The organism is Roseateles sp. T103 (genome assembly GCF_057219915.1).
Map to the genome: position 1 here is coordinate 270,517 of NZ_JBXVVS010000002.1, position 18,698 is coordinate 289,214.

Here is an 18,698-nt window from a genome sequence, read left to right on the forward strand (position 1 = left end):
AAGGTAGAACCATGAGTGAAGACCAAACCCTAAAGACCGACGTCCAGCCCGAACCCAAGGGCCTCGCACGCCGCCGCTTCATCAACAGCGCGGCACTCGCCGGCCTGACCCTGGGCGCCGCGGCCTGCGCCGAGAAGAAGTCCGACGCCCCGACCGCGCCTGCCGCGGCCTCCGGCACAACGCCCGCCCACGGCGGCGCGGCCTCCGGCGCCCACCTGAAGCCGGGCGAGCTCGACACCTACTACGGCCTGTGGAGCGGCGGACACACCGGCGATATGCGTGTGCTGGGTCTGCCCTCGGGCCGCGAATTGCTGCGTATTCCCTGCTTTGTGCCGGATGCGCTGGTGGGCTGGGGTCACACGAATGAGTCCAAGAAGGTCATGGGCACCAAGGCCGACGGCTCACTGCGCTACACAGTGGGCGACACCCACCACACGCATGCCTCCTACAAGGACGGCAACTACGACGGCCGCTACGCCTGGATCAACGACAAGATCAACAGTCGCATCGCCCGTATCCGCCTGGACTATTTCGTCTGCGACAAGATCACGCAACTGCCCAATGTGCAGGGCTTCCACGGCATCTTCCCGGACAAGCGTGACCCGGTCGACCCGAAGATCAACTACACCACCCGCGTGTTCTGCGGCGGCGAATTCTCCACGCCGCTGCCGAACGCCGGGACCGAAGACAGCAGCAAGTACCGCTCGCTGTTCAGCTGCGTGGACGCAGAGACGATGGAAGTGCGCTGGCAGGTGCTGATCGACGGCAACTGCGATCTGGTGGCGACCAGCTTCGACGGCAAGCTGGCGGCGACCAATCAGTACAACACCGAGATGGGCGCCAAGTACGAGGACATGATGTCCGCGGAGCGCGACGCCTGCCTGTTCTTCAACGTCGCCCGCATCGAGGAGGCTGTCAAGGCTGGTAAGTTCAAGACCATCGGCACGTCAAAGGTGCCTGTAGTGGACGGCACGCGCGAGGCCAACAAGGATGCCAAGACGGCGCTTACCGCCTATGTCTCGGTGCCGAAGAATCCACACGGTGTGAACGCCAGCCCGGACCAGAAGTATTTCATCTGCGCCGGCAAGCTCTCGCCGACGGCGACAGTGATCGAACTGGCGAAGGTGCTGGAGTGGTTCGACGGCAAACTCGAGAAGCTCGACGGCGCCATCGCCGCCGAAGTCGAACTGGGCCTGGGCCCTCTGCACACCGCCTTCGACGGCCGCGGCAATGCCTACACCACCCTCTTCCTCGACAGCCAGGTGGTGAAGTGGAACGTGGACAAGGCGATTGCCTTCCACAAGGGAGACAAGAACGCCAAATACGTGGTGGATCGCATCGATGTGCACTACCAACCCGGCCACATCAACGCGTCGCAGTCGGAGACCGTGGCTGCCGACGGCAAGTATCTGGCGGTCGGTTGCAAGTTCTCCAAGGACCGCTTCCTGCCGGTCGGCCCGCTGCATGCTGAGAACGAGCAGCTGATCGACATCTCCGGCGAGAAGATGGTGCTGATGGCCGACCACCCGGTGCGTGGCGAGCCGCATGACTTCATCATCTTCAAGCGCGATCTGCTCAAGCCCAAGCAGGTCTACGCGCTGGACGACTTCCCCAACGCCGTCAAGGACGCGAAGGAGTCGGGCGTGTTCCGCAACGGCAAGAAGGTCACCGTGAAGATGACCTCGCTGGCCCCGGCCTTCTCGCTGCGCGAGTTCAAGGTCAAGAAGGGTGACGAGGTCACGCTGATCCTGACCAACTTGGACAAGATCGAGGACTTGACGCACGGTTTCGCGATTCCGGGCCACAACGTCAACTTCATCGTCAACCCGCAGGAGACGGCGTCGGTCACCTTCATCGCCGGTGAGCCCGGCGTGTACTGGTGCTACTGCACGCACTTCTGCCACGCCCTGCACCTGGAGATGCGTACCCGCATGATCGTGGAAGCGTAAGGGCGAAACAAACCTGCGGGCCAGCCACTCGAGCCGGCTGGCCCGGCAGGTCGATAACGAGAATCGAGATGCCGGTAGTTGTTGATCGACTGTTCGCGGCCTGCCTTCGGGTGGCGGCCGCGGTTTTTTTTCTGGCGGCCGCTTGTGCGCAGGCCGCCCCCTCCCAGCAGGCCTATGAGGCGCAGCTGCCACCGGATCTGGCCACCGAGCCCGATCTGTGCTCGCGCGTCCCCTGCCGCGAGGTCTTTCCCGCGGCGCTAAGCTTCTCCCATCGAAAGGGACAGCCGCCCTACGTCGAGGCCTATGGCGCGGCCGATGCCTCGGGCAAGCCCGCCCTGCTCGGCTATGTGATGCTGTCCACCGACATCACCGACACCCCCGCCTACTCGGGCAAGCCGGTGGTCACGCTGATCGGCATGGACAGGCAGGGCCGCTATGTCGGCGTCAAGGTGCTCAAGCACTCCGAGCCCATCCTGCTGCTGGGCATCCCCGAATCGGCGCTGATCAAGTTCAACGACCAGTACCTGGGCAAGTCTGTCAAGGACCAGATCGAGGTCGGCCCCTCGCGGCCGGACGAGAACATCCACGGCGTGGACGCTATCTCCGGCGCCACCGTCACCGTGGTGGCACAGAACCAGGTGATGCAGCTCTCGGGCAGCGCCGTGGCGCGGCAAGTCGGCATCATCGAGCCCACCCTCCGCGCGCAGGCCCGTTGGGCCAGCAGCGGCACGCGTTACAGCTGGGAGCAGTTGCTGAAGATGGGCGCCGTCAAGCAGCTGCGGGTTAGGCCCGAACAAGTCGGGCTGGAGCGCAGCAGCGAACCTTTCATCGAGCTGTGGTTCGGCGACCTGAATCACCCTGATCTGGGCGCCAGCCTGCTGGGCGACAGCAGCTACGCCGCGCTGCGCGCGCGGCTCAAGGACGGCGAGCATGCCTTCTTCATCATCCGCAGCGCCGGAGCCGAATCCTTCAAGGGCTCAGGTTTCGTGCGTGGTGGCATCTACGACCGCGTGCAGGTCAAGCAGGAGGCCGACAGCTTCACCTTCCGCGACCTGGATTCGCTGAACCTCTACGGGCTCTCGGCCGCCGGCGCGCCGGCCTATGACGAGTCCGCCATCTTCATCATCCGCAGCGCCAGCTTCTCCGCCGCCTATCCCTGGAAGCTGGCCTTTCTGGGCAACCGGGTCGACCGCGCCACCGGGCAGCGCAGCTTCGCGGTCTTCGAGACCAAGTACTGGTTGCCCGACGCCCTGCTGCAAGGCGGCCGCCCGATGGTGAAGGAACCCGATGCGCCCTGGGTGCGCATCTGGAAGACCCAGGCCCTGCCGATTGCCCTGTTCGCCGCGCTGCTGGTCGGCGTCACCGTCGTCTACGCCTTGCGCGAGAGGCTGACACGCCTGAGCACGCACAAGAACAAGTGGCCGGTCAACGCCTTCAAGTACAGCGCCTGGGCACTGTCCATCGTGTTCGTAGGCTTCGGCGTGATGGCCCAGCCCTCGATCACCCAGGTGCTGACCTGGTTCCACAGCCTGCTGTTCCAGTGGACCTGGTCGCTGTTCCTGAGCGATCCCTTTATCTTCGTGTTCTGGATCTTCATCATCACTACGGTGTTCCTGTTCGGTCGCGGCCTGTTCTGCGGCTGGATGTGCCCCTTCGGCTCGCTGTCGGAGGCGATCTTCAAGCTGGCCCGCAAGCTGGGCCTCAAGCGCTGGCAGAAGCCCGTACCGCAAGCCCTGCACGACCGGCTCAAGTGGCTGAAGTACGCGATCTTCTTCGGCCTGCTGGCGGTGTCGATGTTCGATATGGGTCGGGCCGAGATGCTGGCCGAGGTCGAGCCCTTCAAGACCACCTTCCTGGTCGGCGTGTTCAACCGTGCCTGGCCTTACGGCTTGTTCGTCGCGGTGTTGCTGGGCCTGTCGATCTTCATCGAGCGCCCCTACTGCAAGTACATCTGCCCGCTGGGCGCGGCTCTGGCCATGCCCAGCACCTTCCGCTGGTTCGGCCTGAAGCGCAAGCAGGACTGCAACAGCTGCAAGGCCTGCGCGGTGGGCTGCGGTGCCCAGGCCATAGATGCGGCTGGCCGCATCGACCATCGCGAGTGCCTGCACTGCCTGGACTGCATGGTGCTGTACACCGACGAGAAGGGCTGCCCGCCGCTGGCCCGGGAGCGCAAGCGCCGTGAGCGCGACGGTCTGCTGATCACGCCGATCGGCCGCGACGGCTACTACATCCCCATCGACCTGGTGCCGGCCATCAGCGCCAAGGCCGCCCAGGGGCCGGACCCGCGCATGCCCACAGATGAGGCCATGCCGGCGCACAAGGCCGGGCGCGGCGCGCTGGCCTGGCTGGCGATGGAAGTGCGAGACCATCTGTGGCCCTGGAGCCGCGAGGGCTGGAAGAGCCAGCGCGCGCTGCAGGTGGCCGGCTTCTCGTTGGCGCTGGCAGCCAGCCTAGCCTGGCTGCTGGCCGCACAGGGCAAGCTGTCCTCGGCGGCCATCATCGCCTGGTGGTTCGGATGGAGCGTCTACGAGGTGCTGATCCGCATGAGCGGCCGTCGCTATGTGAAGGACGGCCCCTGGTGGCGCGGCAGCTACCGTGTGGCCGGCTGGATGGACATGCTCAGCTATGTGGGCTTCAAGAACCTGCTGATCGGCGCAGCGCTGTTCCTCACGTTTAAGGCCCTGGGGTGGCTACCGGCATGACGGTCCGATGCCTATCCGGTCTGCGTCTACCGCAGTTACTCCTGCTTGCCGTCTGCCTGTGTTCCACGGCACAGGCAGCCAGCTGGCGCGTGCGAGCGGGCGAGGCCATCGCCCCGGTGATCGCCCGCGCCGCCGCGGGCGACACGGTGGAAATCGAACGCGGCTTCTACGACGAGAACCTGCGCATCGACAAGCCGCTGACGCTGCGCGGTATCGGTCGGCCGACCCTCTCGGGCGGGCGGCGCGGCGACACCATTCGCGTGGCCGCGACCGACGTGACTATCGAGGGCCTGATCGTGCGCGACTCCGGCCACGAACTGAAGGAACAGCACGCCGGCATCTACATACAACCGGGCAGCCATCGCGCCGTCGTTCGCCAGTGCGACCTCACCTACAACCTGTTCGGCCTGTGGATCGAGAAGGCCGACGATGTGCGCATCGAGCGCAACCTCATCACCGGGCTGCGCGATGTGAACTCCGCGCAGCGTGGCAACGGCATCCAGCTCTACAACACCAAGGGCGCGCGCATAGAGGGCAACAACATCAGCTTCGTGCGCGACGCGCTCTATGTGGACGTGTCGCACCATGCGGTGTTCCGCGGCAACCGGCTGCACCACAGCCGCTACGGCACGCACTACATGAACTCCTACTACAACCTGTGGGAGGACAACGACAGCTACTACAACCGCGGCGGCCTGGCCCTGATGGAAGTGCGCGACCAGACGGTGCGTAAGAACCGCACCTGGGGCAATAGCGACTTCGGCATCATGCTGCGCACGCTGCAGGACTCGGTGATCGAGAACAACGTCGTCGCCGGCAACAACCGCGGTTTCTTCATCTACGACGTCGAGTACGCGACGCTGCGCGGCAATCTGGTGGTCGACAACCGCGTCGCGGTGCATCTGTCGGCCGGCTCGACGCGCAATATCGTGCAGGGCAATGACTTCATCGGCAACCGCGAGCAGGTGCGCTACATCGGCGCGCGCGACGAGCGCTGGGGCGATGGCCAGGGTCAGAACGACAAGGGCAATCACTGGAGCAATTACCTGGGATGGGACCGCGACGGCGACGGCTTCGGCGACATCCCCTACGAGGCCAACGACATCGTGGACCGGCTGCAGTGGCGCCATCCCAGCATGAGGCTGCTGCTGGGCAGCCCGGCGGTGCAGGCGCTGCGCGTGCTCGGCCAGCAATTCCCGGTGATGCGTGTGCCCAGCGTGGTCGATGCCCGCCCGGCGATGCAGCCCCAACACAAGACATGGAGTGAATGGCGTGATCGGCAGTTCCGCTGAATCAATTTCAAAAGACAGCGCCCTGCATGTGCAGGGCCTGAGCAAGCACTACGGCCGCGGCCGTCAGTGCGTCAAGGCGCTGGATGGCGTGGACCTGAGCGTGCCGCGCGGCCAGATCTTCGGCCTGATCGGCCACAACGGCGCCGGCAAGAGCACGCTGTTCAAGCTGGTGCTGGGCCTGATCACGCCCAGCCACGGACGGCTGTGGGTCAATGGCAGCGAGGTGGGCGCGCATCATGCCCGCGCCGTGCGCCGCCAGCTCGGCTACCTGCCCGAGAACCTGGTGCTCTACGACAACCTGAACGCGCTGGAGACGCTGCGCTTCTTCGCCCGTCTCAAGGGCGCCGATGCGGCGCAGTGCCCGCAGCTGCTGGAGCAGGTCGGCCTGGGCGGCGCCGCGCAGCGCCCGGTGCGCGAGTACTCCAAGGGCATGCGCCAGCGCCTGGGCTTTGCCCAAGCCCTGCTGGGCGAACCCGGTCTGCTGCTGCTGGACGAACCCACCACCGGCCTGGACCCGGCGGCGATCCGCGACTTCTACACCCAGCTGGAGCGGCTTCGCGCGCGGGGCGTCACGCTGGTGATCAGCTCTCACATCCTGGCCGAACTGGAGCAACGGGTGGACTCGCTGGCCATGCTCAACGGTGGCCGCCTGTGCGCCAGCGGCACGCTGGATGTCTTGCGCGCGCTCTCGCCACGCCCTCTGCGCCTGGCCCTGCAGGGTGCTGCCGAGCTGCTCGACACGCTGCCGCAGCGCCTGGCGCCGCTGGCCGCGGCGCACCCGGGCCTGCAATGGCAGCGCGACGACACCCACAACCTGACCGTCAGCTGCGCGCGGCGCAGCAAGATGGCGCTGCTGGCCGCACTGGCGGACACGGCGCTGAGCGATCTGAAAATCATGGAGCCAACCCTGGAAGATCTCTATTTCGACCTGCGGGAGGCCGCATGAGCGACGGATTCGAACTCAGGCAGGTCGGCAGCCTGGCCCTCAAGGAGTTTCGCGACCGCCTGCGCAACCGCTGGGTGCTGGCCGTGGCTCTGGTGTTCACGCTGTTCTCGCTAGCCATCACCTACTTCGGCGGCGCTGCGCAGGGCCAGATCGGGCCGCGCTCGATCGAGGCCACCATTGCCAGCCTGGTCTCGCTGGTCATCTATCTGATCCCGCTGATCGCGCTGCTGCTGGGCTTCGATGCCATCGTCGGCGAGCGCGAGCGCGGCTCGCTGGACCTGCTGCTGGCGCTGCCGATCACGCGGCTGGAGTTGCTGCTGGGCAAGTACCTGGGCCTGGCGGCGGCGCTGAGCCTGTCCACGCTGGCGGGCTTCGCGCTGGTCGCTGTGCTGCTGTTCCGCCAGTTCAGCTGGTACGGCCTGTACCACTACGTCGGCTTCACCTTCAGCGCGGTGCTGCTGGGCCTGGCCTTCCTGAGCCTTGCGATGCTGATCTCGGTGCTGGCGCGCGACCGCGCGCGGGCCTCGGGGCTGGCCATCGGCCTGTGGTTCTCGCTGGTGCTGGTGTTTGACCTGCTGCTGCTGGGCCTGCTGGTGGCTTCTGGCGGCGAGTTCGGCGGCGACGCGCTGGCCTATGTGCTGCTGCTCAATCCGGCGGACGTGTTCCGCATCCTCAATGTGTTCTCGCTGGACGATGTGCGCCGCCTCTACGGCCTGGCCAGCGTCGTGCCACCTAGCCTGGGTCAGCCCTGGGTGATGGGCGGTGCGATGCTCGCCTGGATCGTGGCCCCGCTGTCGCTGGCGCTATGGAGATTCAAGCCATGACCAAGAAGATCACCGATGCGGGCCGCCGTCGCCTGCTGTGCGGCTGTGCCGCCCTGGGCCTGAGCGCCCTGGTCGGCTGCAGCCGCGAGGGCGGCGATGCCAAGAGCGCGACGGGCCCACAGGAGATTGCTGCCGGCAGCAGCTGCTCGCTGGACGGCATGCTGCTGGCCGACTACCCGGGCCCCAAGGGCCAGATCCGCTACAAGGGTGACGCTGAGCTGCATTGGTTCTGCGACGGCACCGAGTTGCTGGCCACCCTGCTCAGACCCGAGCAGGTGCGCGCCGTCGAAGGCGCCTGGGTGCAGGACATGGGCAAGGCCGACTGGGACAAGCCGGTCGGCCACTGGGCGGACGCTCGCCAGGCTGTCTATGTGCTGGGCAGCAAGCGCCACGGCTCCATGGGGCCCACGGCCGCCAGCTTTGCCGACCAGGGGGCGGCCCAGGCCTTCAGCCAGAAATGGGGCGGCCGCGTGATCGCCTTCGCCCAGCTCAAGCCCGAGGACGTGGACCTCACTGGCGGCGCGCTGCATGACACGCGCATGTGAACATGCTTGCGCAGCCCCTTCGAAGACTTCTGCTGGGCGCCGCAGTCGCCGGCACGGCTACGCTGCTGGCCGGCCCGGCGCTGCGCTGGTGGGATGCAGCGCCCCGGGTGGGCGGTGCCGCCGAGGACCTGCCGGGCGAGGTGTGCATCGTCGCGCCGACGCTGGCCTGGGAGCCGGCCAGCGGACGCCCCATGCTGGCGGCACGCGAGGTGCCCGAGCAGGCACGCTGCCCGGTCTGCGGCATGTTTCCGGCGCGCCAGCGCCGCTGGGCCGCACAGCTGATCTTCGCCGACGGCCAGGCCCATTTCCTGGACTCGCCGCTGAGCCTGTTCCACTACCTGCAGCGCGTGCCGCGCTACGCCGTCGGACGACAGCGCAGCGAGATCGCGGCGATCTATGTGAGCGATGTCGAAAGCGGCGCCTGGATCACCGCCAGTCAGGCCTTTTTCGTGCACGGCTCGAACCAGCTCGGGCCGATGCGCAGCGGCAATCTGCCGGCGCTGGCCTCACGCAGCCAGGCCGAGCGCTTCGCCCTCAGCCATGGCGGACAGGTGCTGGACTTCGTCACGCTGGAGCGCCGGCTGCCGGCCGAGTTGCAGAAACTCGCGCCGCATCGGCACTGAACCGGACTGGAGCGCCCCGCGCTGAGTCGCCCCTACGGACGGCTCAGCGCATATAGCGCGGTGGTCGGCGCTCGGCGAGCTGCCGAAGCCGCGGCAGGTCAGTGAAGCTGAGCCGGTAACCCTCCATCTCCAGCAAGCCCTCCTGCTGCATCTGGCGCAGGCAGCGCGACAGCGTCTCGGGCGTCACGCCCAGCTGCGAGGCGATGTCCTTCTTCTGCTGACGCAGCTGCAAGCGTCCGCGGCTGCCATCCCCGAGCGGCTCGCAGCGCTCCAGCAGCCACGCAGCCAGCCGCGCGTGGATGTCCTTGGTCAGCAGGGCCTGCTTGTCCAGCGTCGCGCCACGCGCCCGCGCGGCCACGCAGGCCAGCAGCACGCGCACCAGCACCGCGTCGTTGAGGCAGTGCTGCACCACCTCGTCGATCGGGAACTCGTGAACCAGCACAGGCGTCAGCGCCAGCGCGGTCTCCGGATGGCTGGCGCCCATCCATGCGCTGGAGACGTCGATCCAGTCACCCGCCTCCAGTTCGCTGCTTTGCCACCAGCGCCCTGCCGCATCGCGCTTGCCCAGGCTGATGCGGCCGCGCACCAGCAGCCACAGGCTGCGCGCCGGCGTGCTGCCAGCCGCCAGCACCTGGCTGCGCGCCCGGTAGCGATGGCCCAGGCCCAGCGCAGCCAGCTCGGCCACCGACCAGGCACTGAGCTCGTAGGGGCGGCAGGCCTTGGCAATGGCTTCGCGCAGCGACGCGCGGTAGGCGTTCATCGGCGGCGCCGGCGCGGGCGCGGGCTCGCCGCGCAGCATCCACTCCGGCGGTGGTGGCGGCGGGGGCGCGAGCAGCGCCAACGGCGGCACGGCATGGGCAGGGCTGCGAGCAATGTCTGTGGCGTAGTTCATGGCGACCTCGACTGGGCACGCGAAGCCCTCGGCAGCAGGGGCTGGGACTCACGTGCAGGCCGAAGTCAAACATCGCGGCACCTCGTGTGGATTTGATCTGATGCAAGCTTCCCGCGCGACGATCGCCCGACTAGTTCTTTGGTAGTAGTCGGCCTGTGGCGACCTAGTTCTTCTGCAGCGCCCTTGACCGGTCCAGAGAAGGATGCCGCGCGGACGGGCCGATTCCTACAGTGAACGCACCAACAACGGAGTGCGTTCATGAGCGCAAACAACGCGACAACAAGCGCAGGCAACTCGGGCCGGGCCCTCTCGGTGCTGATCGTCAGCACGCTGGCCTTCACCGTCTGCTTCATGGTCTGGATGATGTTCGGCGTCATCGGCATCCCGATCAAGAAGCAGCTGGGCCTCAACGCCACCGAATTCGGCCTGCTCACCGCCACGCCGGTGCTGACCGGTTCGCTGATCCGCGTGCCGCTGGGCATCTGGACCGACAAGTTCGGAGGCCGCATCGTCTTCTTCCTGCTGATGCTGGCCTGCGTGATCCCGATCTGGATGATGAGCTACGCCACGCAGTACTGGCACTTCCTGGTCATCGGGCTGTTCGTGGGCCTGGCCGGCGGCAGCTTCTCGGTGGGCACGCCCTATGTGGCCCGCTGGTTCCCCAAGCAGCGCCAGGGCTTCGCGATGGGCGTGTTCGGCGCCGGCAACTCGGGCGCGGCAGTCAACAAGTTCGTCGCTCCCGCGCTGGTCGTGGCCTTCGGCTGGACCATGGTGCCGCATGTCTATGCCGCAGTGCTGCTGGGCACGGCCATCCTGTTCTGGTTCTTCAGCTTCCATGACGAGAAGCATGTGGTGACCAGCAACGCCAGCTTCATGTCGCAGCTCAAGGCCCTGAAGGACCCCAAGGTGCTGAAGTACTGCCAGTACTACAGCATCGTGTTCGGCGGCTACGTGGCGCTGAGCCTGTGGATGGTGCAGTACTACGTGGGCGAGTACGGCCTGGACATCCGCGTGGCCGCCTTGCTGGCCGCCTGCTTCTCGCTGCCCGGCGGCGTGCTGCGCGCCATCGGTGGCTGGATGAGCGACAAATACGGCGCCCATGCGGTGACCTGGTGGGTGATGTGGGTGAGCTGGATCTGCCTGTTCATCCTGTCCTATCCGCAGACCGACTTCACCATCATGACGGTCAACGGTGCCAAGACCTTCCACATCGGCCTGAACGTCTATGCCTTCACCGCGCTGATGTTCATCCTCGGCATCGCCTGGGCCTTCGGCAAGGCCAGCGTCTTCAAGTACATCAGCGACGACTACGGCGCCAACATCGGCACGATCAGCGGCATCGTCGGCCTGGCCGGCGGACTGGGCGGCTTCATCCTGCCCATCATGTTCGGCGCGCTGATGGACCTCACCGGCATCCGCTCCAGCGCCTTCATGCTGATGTACGGCGTGGTCTGGGTGTCCCTCATCTGGATGTACTGGACCGAGGTACGCAAGACCGAGGTGATGGGCAAGAACGCCCCCGTCTCACCGCTGAGCCGCTCCTTCAAGACCTGAGCGCGCCCCTCGACACAAGAGTTCTCCTGGCGCGGCGCCCTCTGGCGCGCCGCGTCCCCCAACCAAGGAATCCCCATGGCAAGAATCCAAAACTGGAAGCCGGAAGATCCGGTCTTCTGGCGCGAACAGGGCAGCGCGCTGGCCTGGCGCACCTGCGGCGTCACCACCTTCTCGCTGATCTTCAGCTTCGCCACCTGGTTCGTGATGAGCGCGGTGGTGGTGCGCATGCCGGCGATCGGCTTCAAGTTCAGCACCTCCGAGCTGTTCTGGCTGGCCGCCATTCCCGGCCTGGCCTCGGGCATCCTGCGCCTGATCCATTCGAACTTCATCCCGCTGCTCGGCACGCGCGCGGTGATCAGCGTGGCCACCATCCTGAAGATCGTCCCCATGGTCTGGCTCGGCTACGCCATCCAGGACCTCAACACGCCCTGGGCGACCTTCATGATCATCGGCTTCCTCTGCGGCATGGGCGGCGGCGACTTCTCGTCGTTCATGCCCTCGACCAGCATCTTCTTCCCGAAGCGGCTGCAGGGCACGGCCATGGGCATCCAGGCCGGCCTGGGCAACTTCGGTGTCTCCATCGTCCAGTTCGTCGCCCCGTGGATCATCGGCTTCGCCGCGCTGGGCACGGTGGCCGGCGGACCGCAGGTCTTCACCAAGGCTGACCCGATCAAGGGTGCGCTCGCGGTGACCAAGGAGGCCGGCATCGTCAAGGACGTGCAGGTCAAGAAAGACGAGTACCTCAACGCCATTGAAGTCGTCCGCAGCGAAGACGGTCGCATCAAGGACGTGATCCTGCGCGAGACCGAGACGGTCAAGGCCATCAAGGCCGAGGTGAAGAAGGACGAGTCCGGCCGCATCACCGAGGTCGCGACGACCAAGGGCGTGGCCGTGGACATCAAGCGCAATGCCGCCGGCGAGATCACCGATGTGGCGCTGCGCAACGTGGTCAAGAAGGGCATGTGGCTGCAGAACGCTGCCTTCATCTGGGTGCCCTTTCTGCTGCTGGCCTTCGTGCTCTCGGTGCTTTTCCTGCGCAGCCTGCAGCTGCCCACGCGCGGCTTCATGGGCCAGTTCGAGATCCTCTCCAAGCGCAACCGCGCCCGCACCCATACCTGGAACTGCACGATGACCTACATCTGCTCCTTCGGGTCCTTCTCGGGCTTCTCGGCGGCCTTCCCGATGCTGATCAAGACGCTGTACGGCGGCTTCGACGGCGCGCCCGATCCGCTGGCCTATGCCTTCATCGGCCCGCTGCTCGGCGGCCTGGTGCGCGTGGCCACCGGCGGCTTCTTCGACAAGATCGGCGGCTCCAAGGGCATGCAGTGGACCACCATCGGCCAGATCGGCGGCGTGGTCTTCCTGGTCACCGGCGGCTATCTGACGCCGACCAGCGTCGAGCAGTTCAGCGGCTTCCTCTACGGCATGCTGTGGATCTTCCTGATGTCCGGCATCAACAATGCCGCGACCTTCCGCCAGTACCCGATCGTGTTCGCCTACTCGCCGGCCAAGGGCGCGCAGATGCTGGGCTGGACCGGCGCCTGGGCGGCCTTCGGTCCCTTCGTGTGGAACTCGCTGATCGCCACCTCGATCGACAAGACCGGCGCGGTCTCCGCCTTCTTCATCGGCTGCGCGGTGTTCTACGTGTACTCGCTGGCCATCAACTGGTGGTACTACACCCGCAAGGGCGCCGAGCGTTTCGACTACGGCAATGCCGGCGGCACCTGGTGGGACAAGCTGCCTGACGCCGAGAAGGAGCGCATGAAGCGCATCGACCTGGGCCAGGCGGCCTGAAACCCAAGGAGCTGCACATGGGCACCCCCAGCTTCATCCACATCGTCGCCATCGCCTACGGCCTGGTGCTGATCGCCGCGGTGTTCGTGCGCTCGCCGCTGACCGAGGCGATGCGCATCGACAGCCTCTTCCTGCCCGGCGCGGGCGAGAGCACGCGGCCGCTGAACGGACTGCTGGGCCTGCTGATCGGCGGCTATGCCGTCTGGTCGCTGCTCGGTGCCTGAGCACGAACACATTCCCCAAGAAGGACCTAGACCATGAGTCACTTCCTCGACCGACTGAGCTACTTCGCTCAACCCAAGGAGGACTTCGCCGACGGCCACGGCCGCACCACCGGCGAAGACCGCAGCTGGGAAGACGCCTACCGCAACCGCTGGGCGCACGACAAGATCGTGCGCTCCACCCACGGCACCAACTGCACCGGTTCCTGCTCGTGGAAGATCTACGTCAAGGGCGGCATCGTCACCTGGGAAACCCAGCAGACCGACTACCCGCGCACCCGCCCCGACCTGCCCAACCACGAGCCGCGCGGCTGCGCCCGCGGTGCGTCATACAGCTGGTACCTGTACAGCGCCAACCGCGTGAAGTATCCGATGGTGCGCGGCTCGCTGCTCAAGCACTGGCGTGCGGCCCGCGCCGTCGCGAAGACGCCGGTGGACGCCTGGGCCAACGTCGTCGAGAACACCGAAGCGCGCCGCGAATGGCAGAAGGACCGCGGTCTCGGCGGCTTCGTGCGCTCCAGCTGGGACGAGGTCAACGAGATCATCGCCAGCGCCAATATCTACACCGTCAAGAAGTACGGCCCGGATCGCGTGATCGGCTTCTCGCCCATCCCGGCGATGTCGATGATCTCCTACGCCGCCGGCAGTCGCTACCTGAGCCTGATGGGCGGCGTCTGCATGAGCTTCTACGACTGGTACTGCGACCTGCCGCCGGCCAGCCCGATGATCTGGGGCGAGCAGACCGACGTGCCCGAAAGTGCCGACTGGTACAACAGCAACTACATCATCGCCTGGGGCTCCAACGTGCCGCAGACGCGCACGCCGGACGCGCACTTCTTCACCGAGGTGCGCTACAAGGGTGCCAAGACGGTGGCGATCACGCCGGACTACGCCGAGATCTCCAAGCTGGCCGACATCTGGATGCACCCCAAGCAGGGCACCGATGCGGCGATCGCGATGGCCATGGGTCATGTGATCCTCAAGGAGTTCTACTTCGACAGGCGGTCCGAGTACTTCGACAACTACGCGCGTCGCTATACCGACCTGCCGATGCTGGTCAAGCTGAAGAAGCAGACCACCGCGGACGGCCGCGAGGTGCTGGTGCCCGACCACTATCTGCGCGCCAGCGACTTCGGCGGCAAGCTGGGCCAGGAGAACAACCCCGAGTGGAAGACGCTGGGCTTCGACGCCAGCGGCAAGGTGGTCGTGCCCAACGGCTCGATCGGGTTCCGCTGGGGCCCGAACGGCCGCGCCGACGAAGGCAAGTGGAACCTCGAGAACAAGGAAGCCGGCAAGGACGGCGAGGTCAAGCTCAAGCTCTCGGTGCTCGAGGACGAGGCCGGCGCGCAGGCGCATGAGCTGGTCGAGGTGGGCTACCCCTACTTCGGCGGCATCGACACGCCGCACTTCCAGAGCAACAAGCAGCAGGACGTGCTGCTGCGCAAGGTGCCAGCGGTGCGTCTGAAGCTCGGCAAGCACGCCGACGCCGAGGAAGTGCTGGTCGCCACCGTGTTCGACCTGCAAGTCGCGCAGTACGGCATCGCCCGCGGCTTCGGCGACGACTGCCCGAAGAGCTTCGACGACAACAAGCCCTACACGCCAGCCTGGGCCGAGCACATCACTGGCGTCAAGCGCGAGCAGATCATCACCGTCGCCCGCCAGTTCGCCGACACCGCCGACAAGACGCATGGCAAGGCCATGGTGATCATCGGCGCGGCGATGAACCACTGGTACCACGCCGACATGAACTACCGCGGCATCATCAACATGCTGATGATGTGCGGCTGCATCGGCCAGAGCGGCGGCGGCTGGGCGCACTACGTGGGTCAGGAAAAGCTGCGTCCGCAGACCGGCTGGACCGCACTGGCCTTCGCGCTGGACTGGATCCGTCCGCCGCGCCAGCAGAACTCGACCAGCTTCTTCTACGCCCACACCGACCAGTGGCGCTACGAGAAGCTGGACGTGGCCGAGGTGCTCTCGCCGCTGGCCGACAAAAGCAAATTCGGCGGCAGCCTGATCGACTACAACGTGCGCGCCGAGCGCATGGGCTGGCTGCCCAGCGCACCGCAGCTGCAGACCAACCCGATCTCGCTGGTCAAGCAGGCGCAGGCCGCAGGCATCGATGCCAAGGACTTCGCGGTCAAGTCGCTGAAGGACGGCTCGCTGCGCATGAGCTGCGAAGACCCGGACCATCCGAACAACTGGCCGCGCAACCTCTTCGTCTGGCGATCCAACATCCTGGGCTCCTCGGGCAAGGGCCACGAGTACTTCCTCAAGCACCTGCTGGGCACCACCAACGGCGTGCAGGGCAAGGACCTCGGTCCCAACGACGCCAAGCCGCAGGAAGTGGAGTGGCACGCGCAGGCCCCGGAAGGCAAGCTGGACCTGCTGGTCACGCTGGACTTCCGCATGAGCACGACCTGCCTGTACTCGGACATCGTGCTGCCCACCGCGACCTGGTACGAGAAGAATGACCTCAACACCAGCGACATGCACCCCTTCATCCACCCGCTGTCCACCGCGGTGGATCCGGCTTGGCAGGCGAAGAGCGACTGGGAGATCTACAAGGGCTTCGCGAAGAAGTTCTCCGAGCTCTGCGTCGGCCACCTGGGCGTCGAGAAGGAGGTCGTGCTGACCCCGCTGATGCACGACAGCCCGGCCGAGCTGGCCCAGCCCTTCGATGTGAAGGAGTGGAAGAAGGGCGAGTGCGATCTGATCCCCGGCAAGACCGCGCCGCAGATCACCGTGGTCGAACGCGACTATCCGAACCTCTACAAGCGCTTCACAGCCTTGGGCCCCTTGATGGGCAAGGTCGGCAACGGCGGCAAGGGCATCGCCTGGAACACGCAGGACGAGGTCCAGGCACTGGCCGAGCTCAACGGCAAGGTGCGCGACGAAGGCGCAACCCAGGGCATGCCGAAGATCGAGAGCGACATCGACGCCACCGAGGTGGTGCTGATGCTGGCGCCCGAGACCAACGGCCATGTCGCGGTGAAGGCCTGGGACGCGCTGTCCAAGCAGACCGGCCGCGAGCACGCGCACCTGGCGCTGCACCGCGAGGACGAGAAGATCCGCTTCCGCGACATCCAGGCGCAGCCACGCAAGATCATCAGCTCGCCGACCTGGTCGGGTCTGGAGAGCGAGAAGGTCTCCTACAACGCCGGCTACACCAACGTCCATGAGCTGATCCCATGGCGCACCCTCACCGGCCGCCAGCAGTTCTACCAGGACCACCCGTGGATGCAGGCCTTCGGCGAAGGCTTCAGCAGCTACCGCCCGCCGGTCGACTTGAAGACGCTGGCCGAGGTGCAGAACCTCAAGCCCAACGGCAACAAGGCGATCGCGCTGAACTTCATCACGCCGCACCAGAAGTGGGGCATCCACTCGACCTACAGCGACAACCTGATGATGCTGACGCTCAACCGCGGCGGCTCGGTGGTGTGGCTGTCCGAGGAGGACGCCAAGTCGGCCGGCATCGTCGACAACGACTGGGTGGAGCTCTACAACGCCAACGGCGCCATCGCGGCCCGTGCGGTGGTGAGTCAGCGCGTCAACCCGGGCATGACGCTGATGTATCACTCGCAGGAGAAGATCATCAACACGCCGGGATCGGAGATCACCGGCACGCGCGGCGGCATCCACAACTCGGTGACGCGCATCGTCACCAAGCCCACGCACATGATCGGCGGCTACGCGCAGCTGAGCTACGGCTTCAACTACTACGGCACCATCGGCACCAACCGCGACGAGTTCGTGCTGGTGCGCAAGATGGCCAAGGTCGATTGGCTGGATGAAGAAGGCAACGCTGCCACCGAAGGAGCACACGCATGAAGATCAGAGCACAAATCGGCATGGTGCTGAACCTGGACAAGTGCATCGGCTGCCACACCTGTTCGGTCACCTGCAAGAACGTCTGGACCAACCGTCCGGGCATGGAGTACGCCTGGTTCAACAACGTCGAGTCCAAGCCGGGCATCGGCTATCCCAAGGAGTGGGAGAACCAGGACAAGTGGCACGGCGGCTGGATCCGCAAGAGCGACGGCTCCATCGAGCCGCGCCAGGGCGGCAAGTGGAAGCTGCTGATGCGCATCTTCGCCAACCCCAACCTGCCCGAGATCGACGACTACTACGAGCCCTTCGACTTCGACTACGACCATCTGCAGTCAGCGCCCAAGAGCAAGGCCGCGCCCACCGCGCGTCCGCGCAGCCTGATCACCGGCCAGCGCATGGAGAAGATCCAGTGGGGCCCGAACTGGGAAGAGATCCTCGGCGGTGAATTCAGCAAGCGCTCGAAGGACAAGAACTTCGACGATGTGCAGAAGGACATCTACGGCCAGTTCGAGAACACCTTCATGATGTACCTGCCCAGGCTGTGCGAGCACTGCCTGAACCCGGCGTGCGTGGCGTCCTGCCCCTCGGGCTCGATCTACAAGCGCGAGGAAGACGGCATCGTGCTGATCGACCAGGACAAGTGCCGCGGCTGGCGCATGTGCGTGTCGGGCTGCCCATACAAGAAGATCTACTACAACTGGCAGAGCGGCAAGGCCGAGAAGTGCATCTTCTGCTATCCGCGCATCGAGTCGGGCCAGCCCACCGTGTGCTCGGAAACCTGCGTTGGCCGCATCCGCTACCTGGGCGTGCTGCTCTATGACGCCGACCGCATCGAGCAGGCCGCTTCGGTGAAGGACGACAAGGAGCTCTACCAGGCGCAGCTGGATGTCTTCCTCGACCCCAACGATCCCAAGGTGATCGCCCAGGCCCGTGCCGACGGCATCCCCGAGGCCTGGCTGGAAGCCGCGAAGAAGAGCCCCGTCTACAAGATGGCGGTGGAGTGGAAGGTGGCCCTGCCGCTGCACCCCGAGTACCGCACGCTGCCCATGGTCTGGTATGTGCCGCCGCTGTCGCCGATCAGCTCGGCCGCCAACGCCGGCCACATCGGCGCCAACGGCCAGATCCCCGACGTCAAGCAGCTGCGCATCCCGGTGCAGTACCTGGCGAACATGCTCACCGCTGGCGACGTCAAGCCGGTGGAGCGTGCGCTGGAACGCATGCTGGCCATGCGCGCCTACCAGCGCGGCAAGCATGTGGACGGCGTCGAGAACAAGGCGGTGCTGGATCAGGTGGGCCTGCTGAAGAACGAGGTCGAGGACATGTACCAGGTGATGGCCATCGCCAACTACGAAGACCGCTTCGTCATCCCGACCACGCACCGCGAGTACGCCGAAAACGCCTACGAGCTGCGCCAGGGCTGCGGCTTCAGTTTCGGCAACGGCTGCTCCGAGGGCCAGACCGAGACCAGCCTGTTCGGCGGCGCCAAGAAGCGCACCATCCCGATCAAGGCAACGGTGTGAGGACG

The 18,698-nt window shown here is 66.0% G+C and carries 13 protein-coding genes; 12 read left to right on the forward strand and 1 reads right to left on the reverse strand.

Features of this window, described 5'->3' with window-relative positions:
• Window positions 1–11: 11 nt before the first annotated feature.
• The 7 genes from nosZ to AC2EBS_RS07735 all read left to right on the forward strand — a co-directional run bounded on the left by nosZ (window position 12) and on the right by AC2EBS_RS07735 (window position 8,881).
• Window positions 12–1,949, forward strand: coding sequence for a TAT-dependent nitrous-oxide reductase (nosZ, locus tag AC2EBS_RS07705; protein ID WP_484727805.1), 1,938 nt, complete (start codon window positions 12–14; stop codon window positions 1,947–1,949).
• Window positions 1,950–2,017: 68 nt separating this feature from the next.
• Window positions 2,018–4,651, forward strand: coding sequence for a 4Fe-4S binding protein (locus AC2EBS_RS07710; RefSeq protein ID WP_484727806.1), 2,634 nt, complete (start codon window positions 2,018–2,020; stop codon window positions 4,649–4,651).
• Entirely contained in the window at window positions 4,648–5,943 is a 1,296-nt protein-coding gene (locus tag AC2EBS_RS07715; RefSeq protein ID WP_484727807.1) for a nitrous oxide reductase family maturation protein NosD, read from the forward strand. Before AC2EBS_RS07710 ends, AC2EBS_RS07715 begins: the two co-directional genes overlap by 4 nt.
• On the forward strand, window positions 5,924–6,889 hold the full coding sequence (locus tag AC2EBS_RS07720) for an ABC transporter ATP-binding protein (RefSeq protein ID WP_484727808.1): 966 nt from the start codon (window positions 5,924–5,926) through the stop codon (window positions 6,887–6,889). Before AC2EBS_RS07715 ends, AC2EBS_RS07720 begins: the two co-directional genes overlap by 20 nt.
• Entirely contained in the window at window positions 6,886–7,713 is an 828-nt protein-coding gene (locus AC2EBS_RS07725) for an ABC transporter permease (protein ID WP_484727809.1), read from the forward strand. The genes AC2EBS_RS07720 and AC2EBS_RS07725 overlap by 4 nt, the downstream gene beginning before the upstream one ends.
• Window positions 7,710–8,258, forward strand: coding sequence for a nitrous oxide reductase accessory protein NosL (locus tag AC2EBS_RS07730; protein WP_484727810.1), 549 nt, complete (start codon window positions 7,710–7,712; stop codon window positions 8,256–8,258). Before AC2EBS_RS07725 ends, AC2EBS_RS07730 begins: the two co-directional genes overlap by 4 nt.
• A 2-nt stretch (window positions 8,259–8,260) precedes the next feature.
• Window positions 8,261–8,881: a nitrous oxide reductase accessory protein NosL gene (locus AC2EBS_RS07735; RefSeq protein WP_484727811.1), complete on the forward strand. Its 621-nt coding sequence runs from the start codon at window positions 8,261–8,263 to the stop codon at window positions 8,879–8,881.
• A 43-nt stretch (window positions 8,882–8,924) separates the two neighbouring features.
• Here the strand turns inward: AC2EBS_RS07735 and AC2EBS_RS07740 are convergent, their stop codons facing one another.
• Window positions 8,925–9,773: a Crp/Fnr family transcriptional regulator gene (locus tag AC2EBS_RS07740; RefSeq protein WP_484727812.1), complete on the reverse strand. Its 849-nt coding sequence runs from the start codon at window positions 9,771–9,773 to the stop codon at window positions 8,925–8,927.
• A gap of 258 nt (window positions 9,774–10,031) precedes the next feature.
• On the opposite strand from AC2EBS_RS07740, the gene AC2EBS_RS07745 reads away from it, so the two are divergent.
• From AC2EBS_RS07745 to narH, 5 genes are all read left to right on the forward strand, one after another.
• Window positions 10,032–11,327 carry an MFS transporter gene (locus AC2EBS_RS07745; RefSeq protein ID WP_484727813.1) on the forward strand — a complete coding sequence of 432 codons (1,296 nt, stop codon included), beginning with the start codon at window positions 10,032–10,034 and terminating at the stop codon, window positions 11,325–11,327.
• A 75-nt stretch (window positions 11,328–11,402) separates the two neighbouring features.
• Window positions 11,403–13,121: an MFS transporter gene (locus tag AC2EBS_RS07750; RefSeq protein ID WP_484727814.1), complete on the forward strand. Its 1,719-nt coding sequence runs from the start codon at window positions 11,403–11,405 to the stop codon at window positions 13,119–13,121.
• Window positions 13,122–13,138: 17 nt separating this feature from the next.
• Entirely contained in the window at window positions 13,139–13,345 is a 207-nt protein-coding gene (locus AC2EBS_RS07755) for a hypothetical protein (RefSeq protein ID WP_484727815.1), read from the forward strand.
• A 33-nt stretch (window positions 13,346–13,378) separates the two neighbouring features.
• Complete coding sequence (locus AC2EBS_RS07760) at window positions 13,379–17,173, forward strand: nitrate reductase subunit alpha (RefSeq protein ID WP_484727816.1); 3,795 nt, start codon at window positions 13,379–13,381, stop codon at window positions 17,171–17,173.
• A complete protein-coding gene (gene narH, locus AC2EBS_RS07765; RefSeq protein ID WP_484727817.1) occupies window positions 17,170–18,693 on the forward strand; it encodes a nitrate reductase subunit beta in 1,524 nt (507 codons plus the stop codon). Before AC2EBS_RS07760 ends, narH begins: the two co-directional genes overlap by 4 nt.
• Window positions 18,694–18,698: the final 5 nt, after the last annotated feature.

Bases quoted from the DNA above. Each gene is read 5' to 3' on its own strand.
- narH (WP_484727817.1), top strand. From the start codon at position 17,170: ATGAAGATCAGAGCACAAATCGGCATGGTGCTGAACCTGGACAAGTGC.
- AC2EBS_RS07715 (WP_484727807.1), top strand. From the start codon at position 4,648: ATGACGGTCCGATGCCTATCCGGTCTGCGTCTACCGCAGTTACTCCTG.
- AC2EBS_RS07760 (WP_484727816.1), top strand. From the start codon at position 13,379: ATGAGTCACTTCCTCGACCGACTGAGCTACTTCGCTCAACCCAAGGAG.
- AC2EBS_RS07745 (WP_484727813.1), top strand. From the start codon at position 10,032: ATGAGCGCAAACAACGCGACAACAAGCGCAGGCAACTCGGGCCGGGCC.
- AC2EBS_RS07710 (WP_484727806.1), top strand. From the start codon at position 2,018: ATGCCGGTAGTTGTTGATCGACTGTTCGCGGCCTGCCTTCGGGTGGCG.
- AC2EBS_RS07725 (WP_484727809.1), top strand. From the start codon at position 6,886: ATGAGCGACGGATTCGAACTCAGGCAGGTCGGCAGCCTGGCCCTCAAG.
- AC2EBS_RS07750 (WP_484727814.1), top strand. From the start codon at position 11,403: ATGGCAAGAATCCAAAACTGGAAGCCGGAAGATCCGGTCTTCTGGCGC.
- nosZ (WP_484727805.1), top strand. From the start codon at position 12: ATGAGTGAAGACCAAACCCTAAAGACCGACGTCCAGCCCGAACCCAAG.
- AC2EBS_RS07755 (WP_484727815.1), top strand. From the start codon at position 13,139: ATGGGCACCCCCAGCTTCATCCACATCGTCGCCATCGCCTACGGCCTG.
- AC2EBS_RS07740 (WP_484727812.1), bottom strand. From the start codon at position 9,773: ATGAACTACGCCACAGACATTGCTCGCAGCCCTGCCCATGCCGTGCCG.
- AC2EBS_RS07730 (WP_484727810.1), top strand. From the start codon at position 7,710: ATGACCAAGAAGATCACCGATGCGGGCCGCCGTCGCCTGCTGTGCGGC.
- AC2EBS_RS07735 (WP_484727811.1), top strand. From the start codon at position 8,261: ATGCTTGCGCAGCCCCTTCGAAGACTTCTGCTGGGCGCCGCAGTCGCC.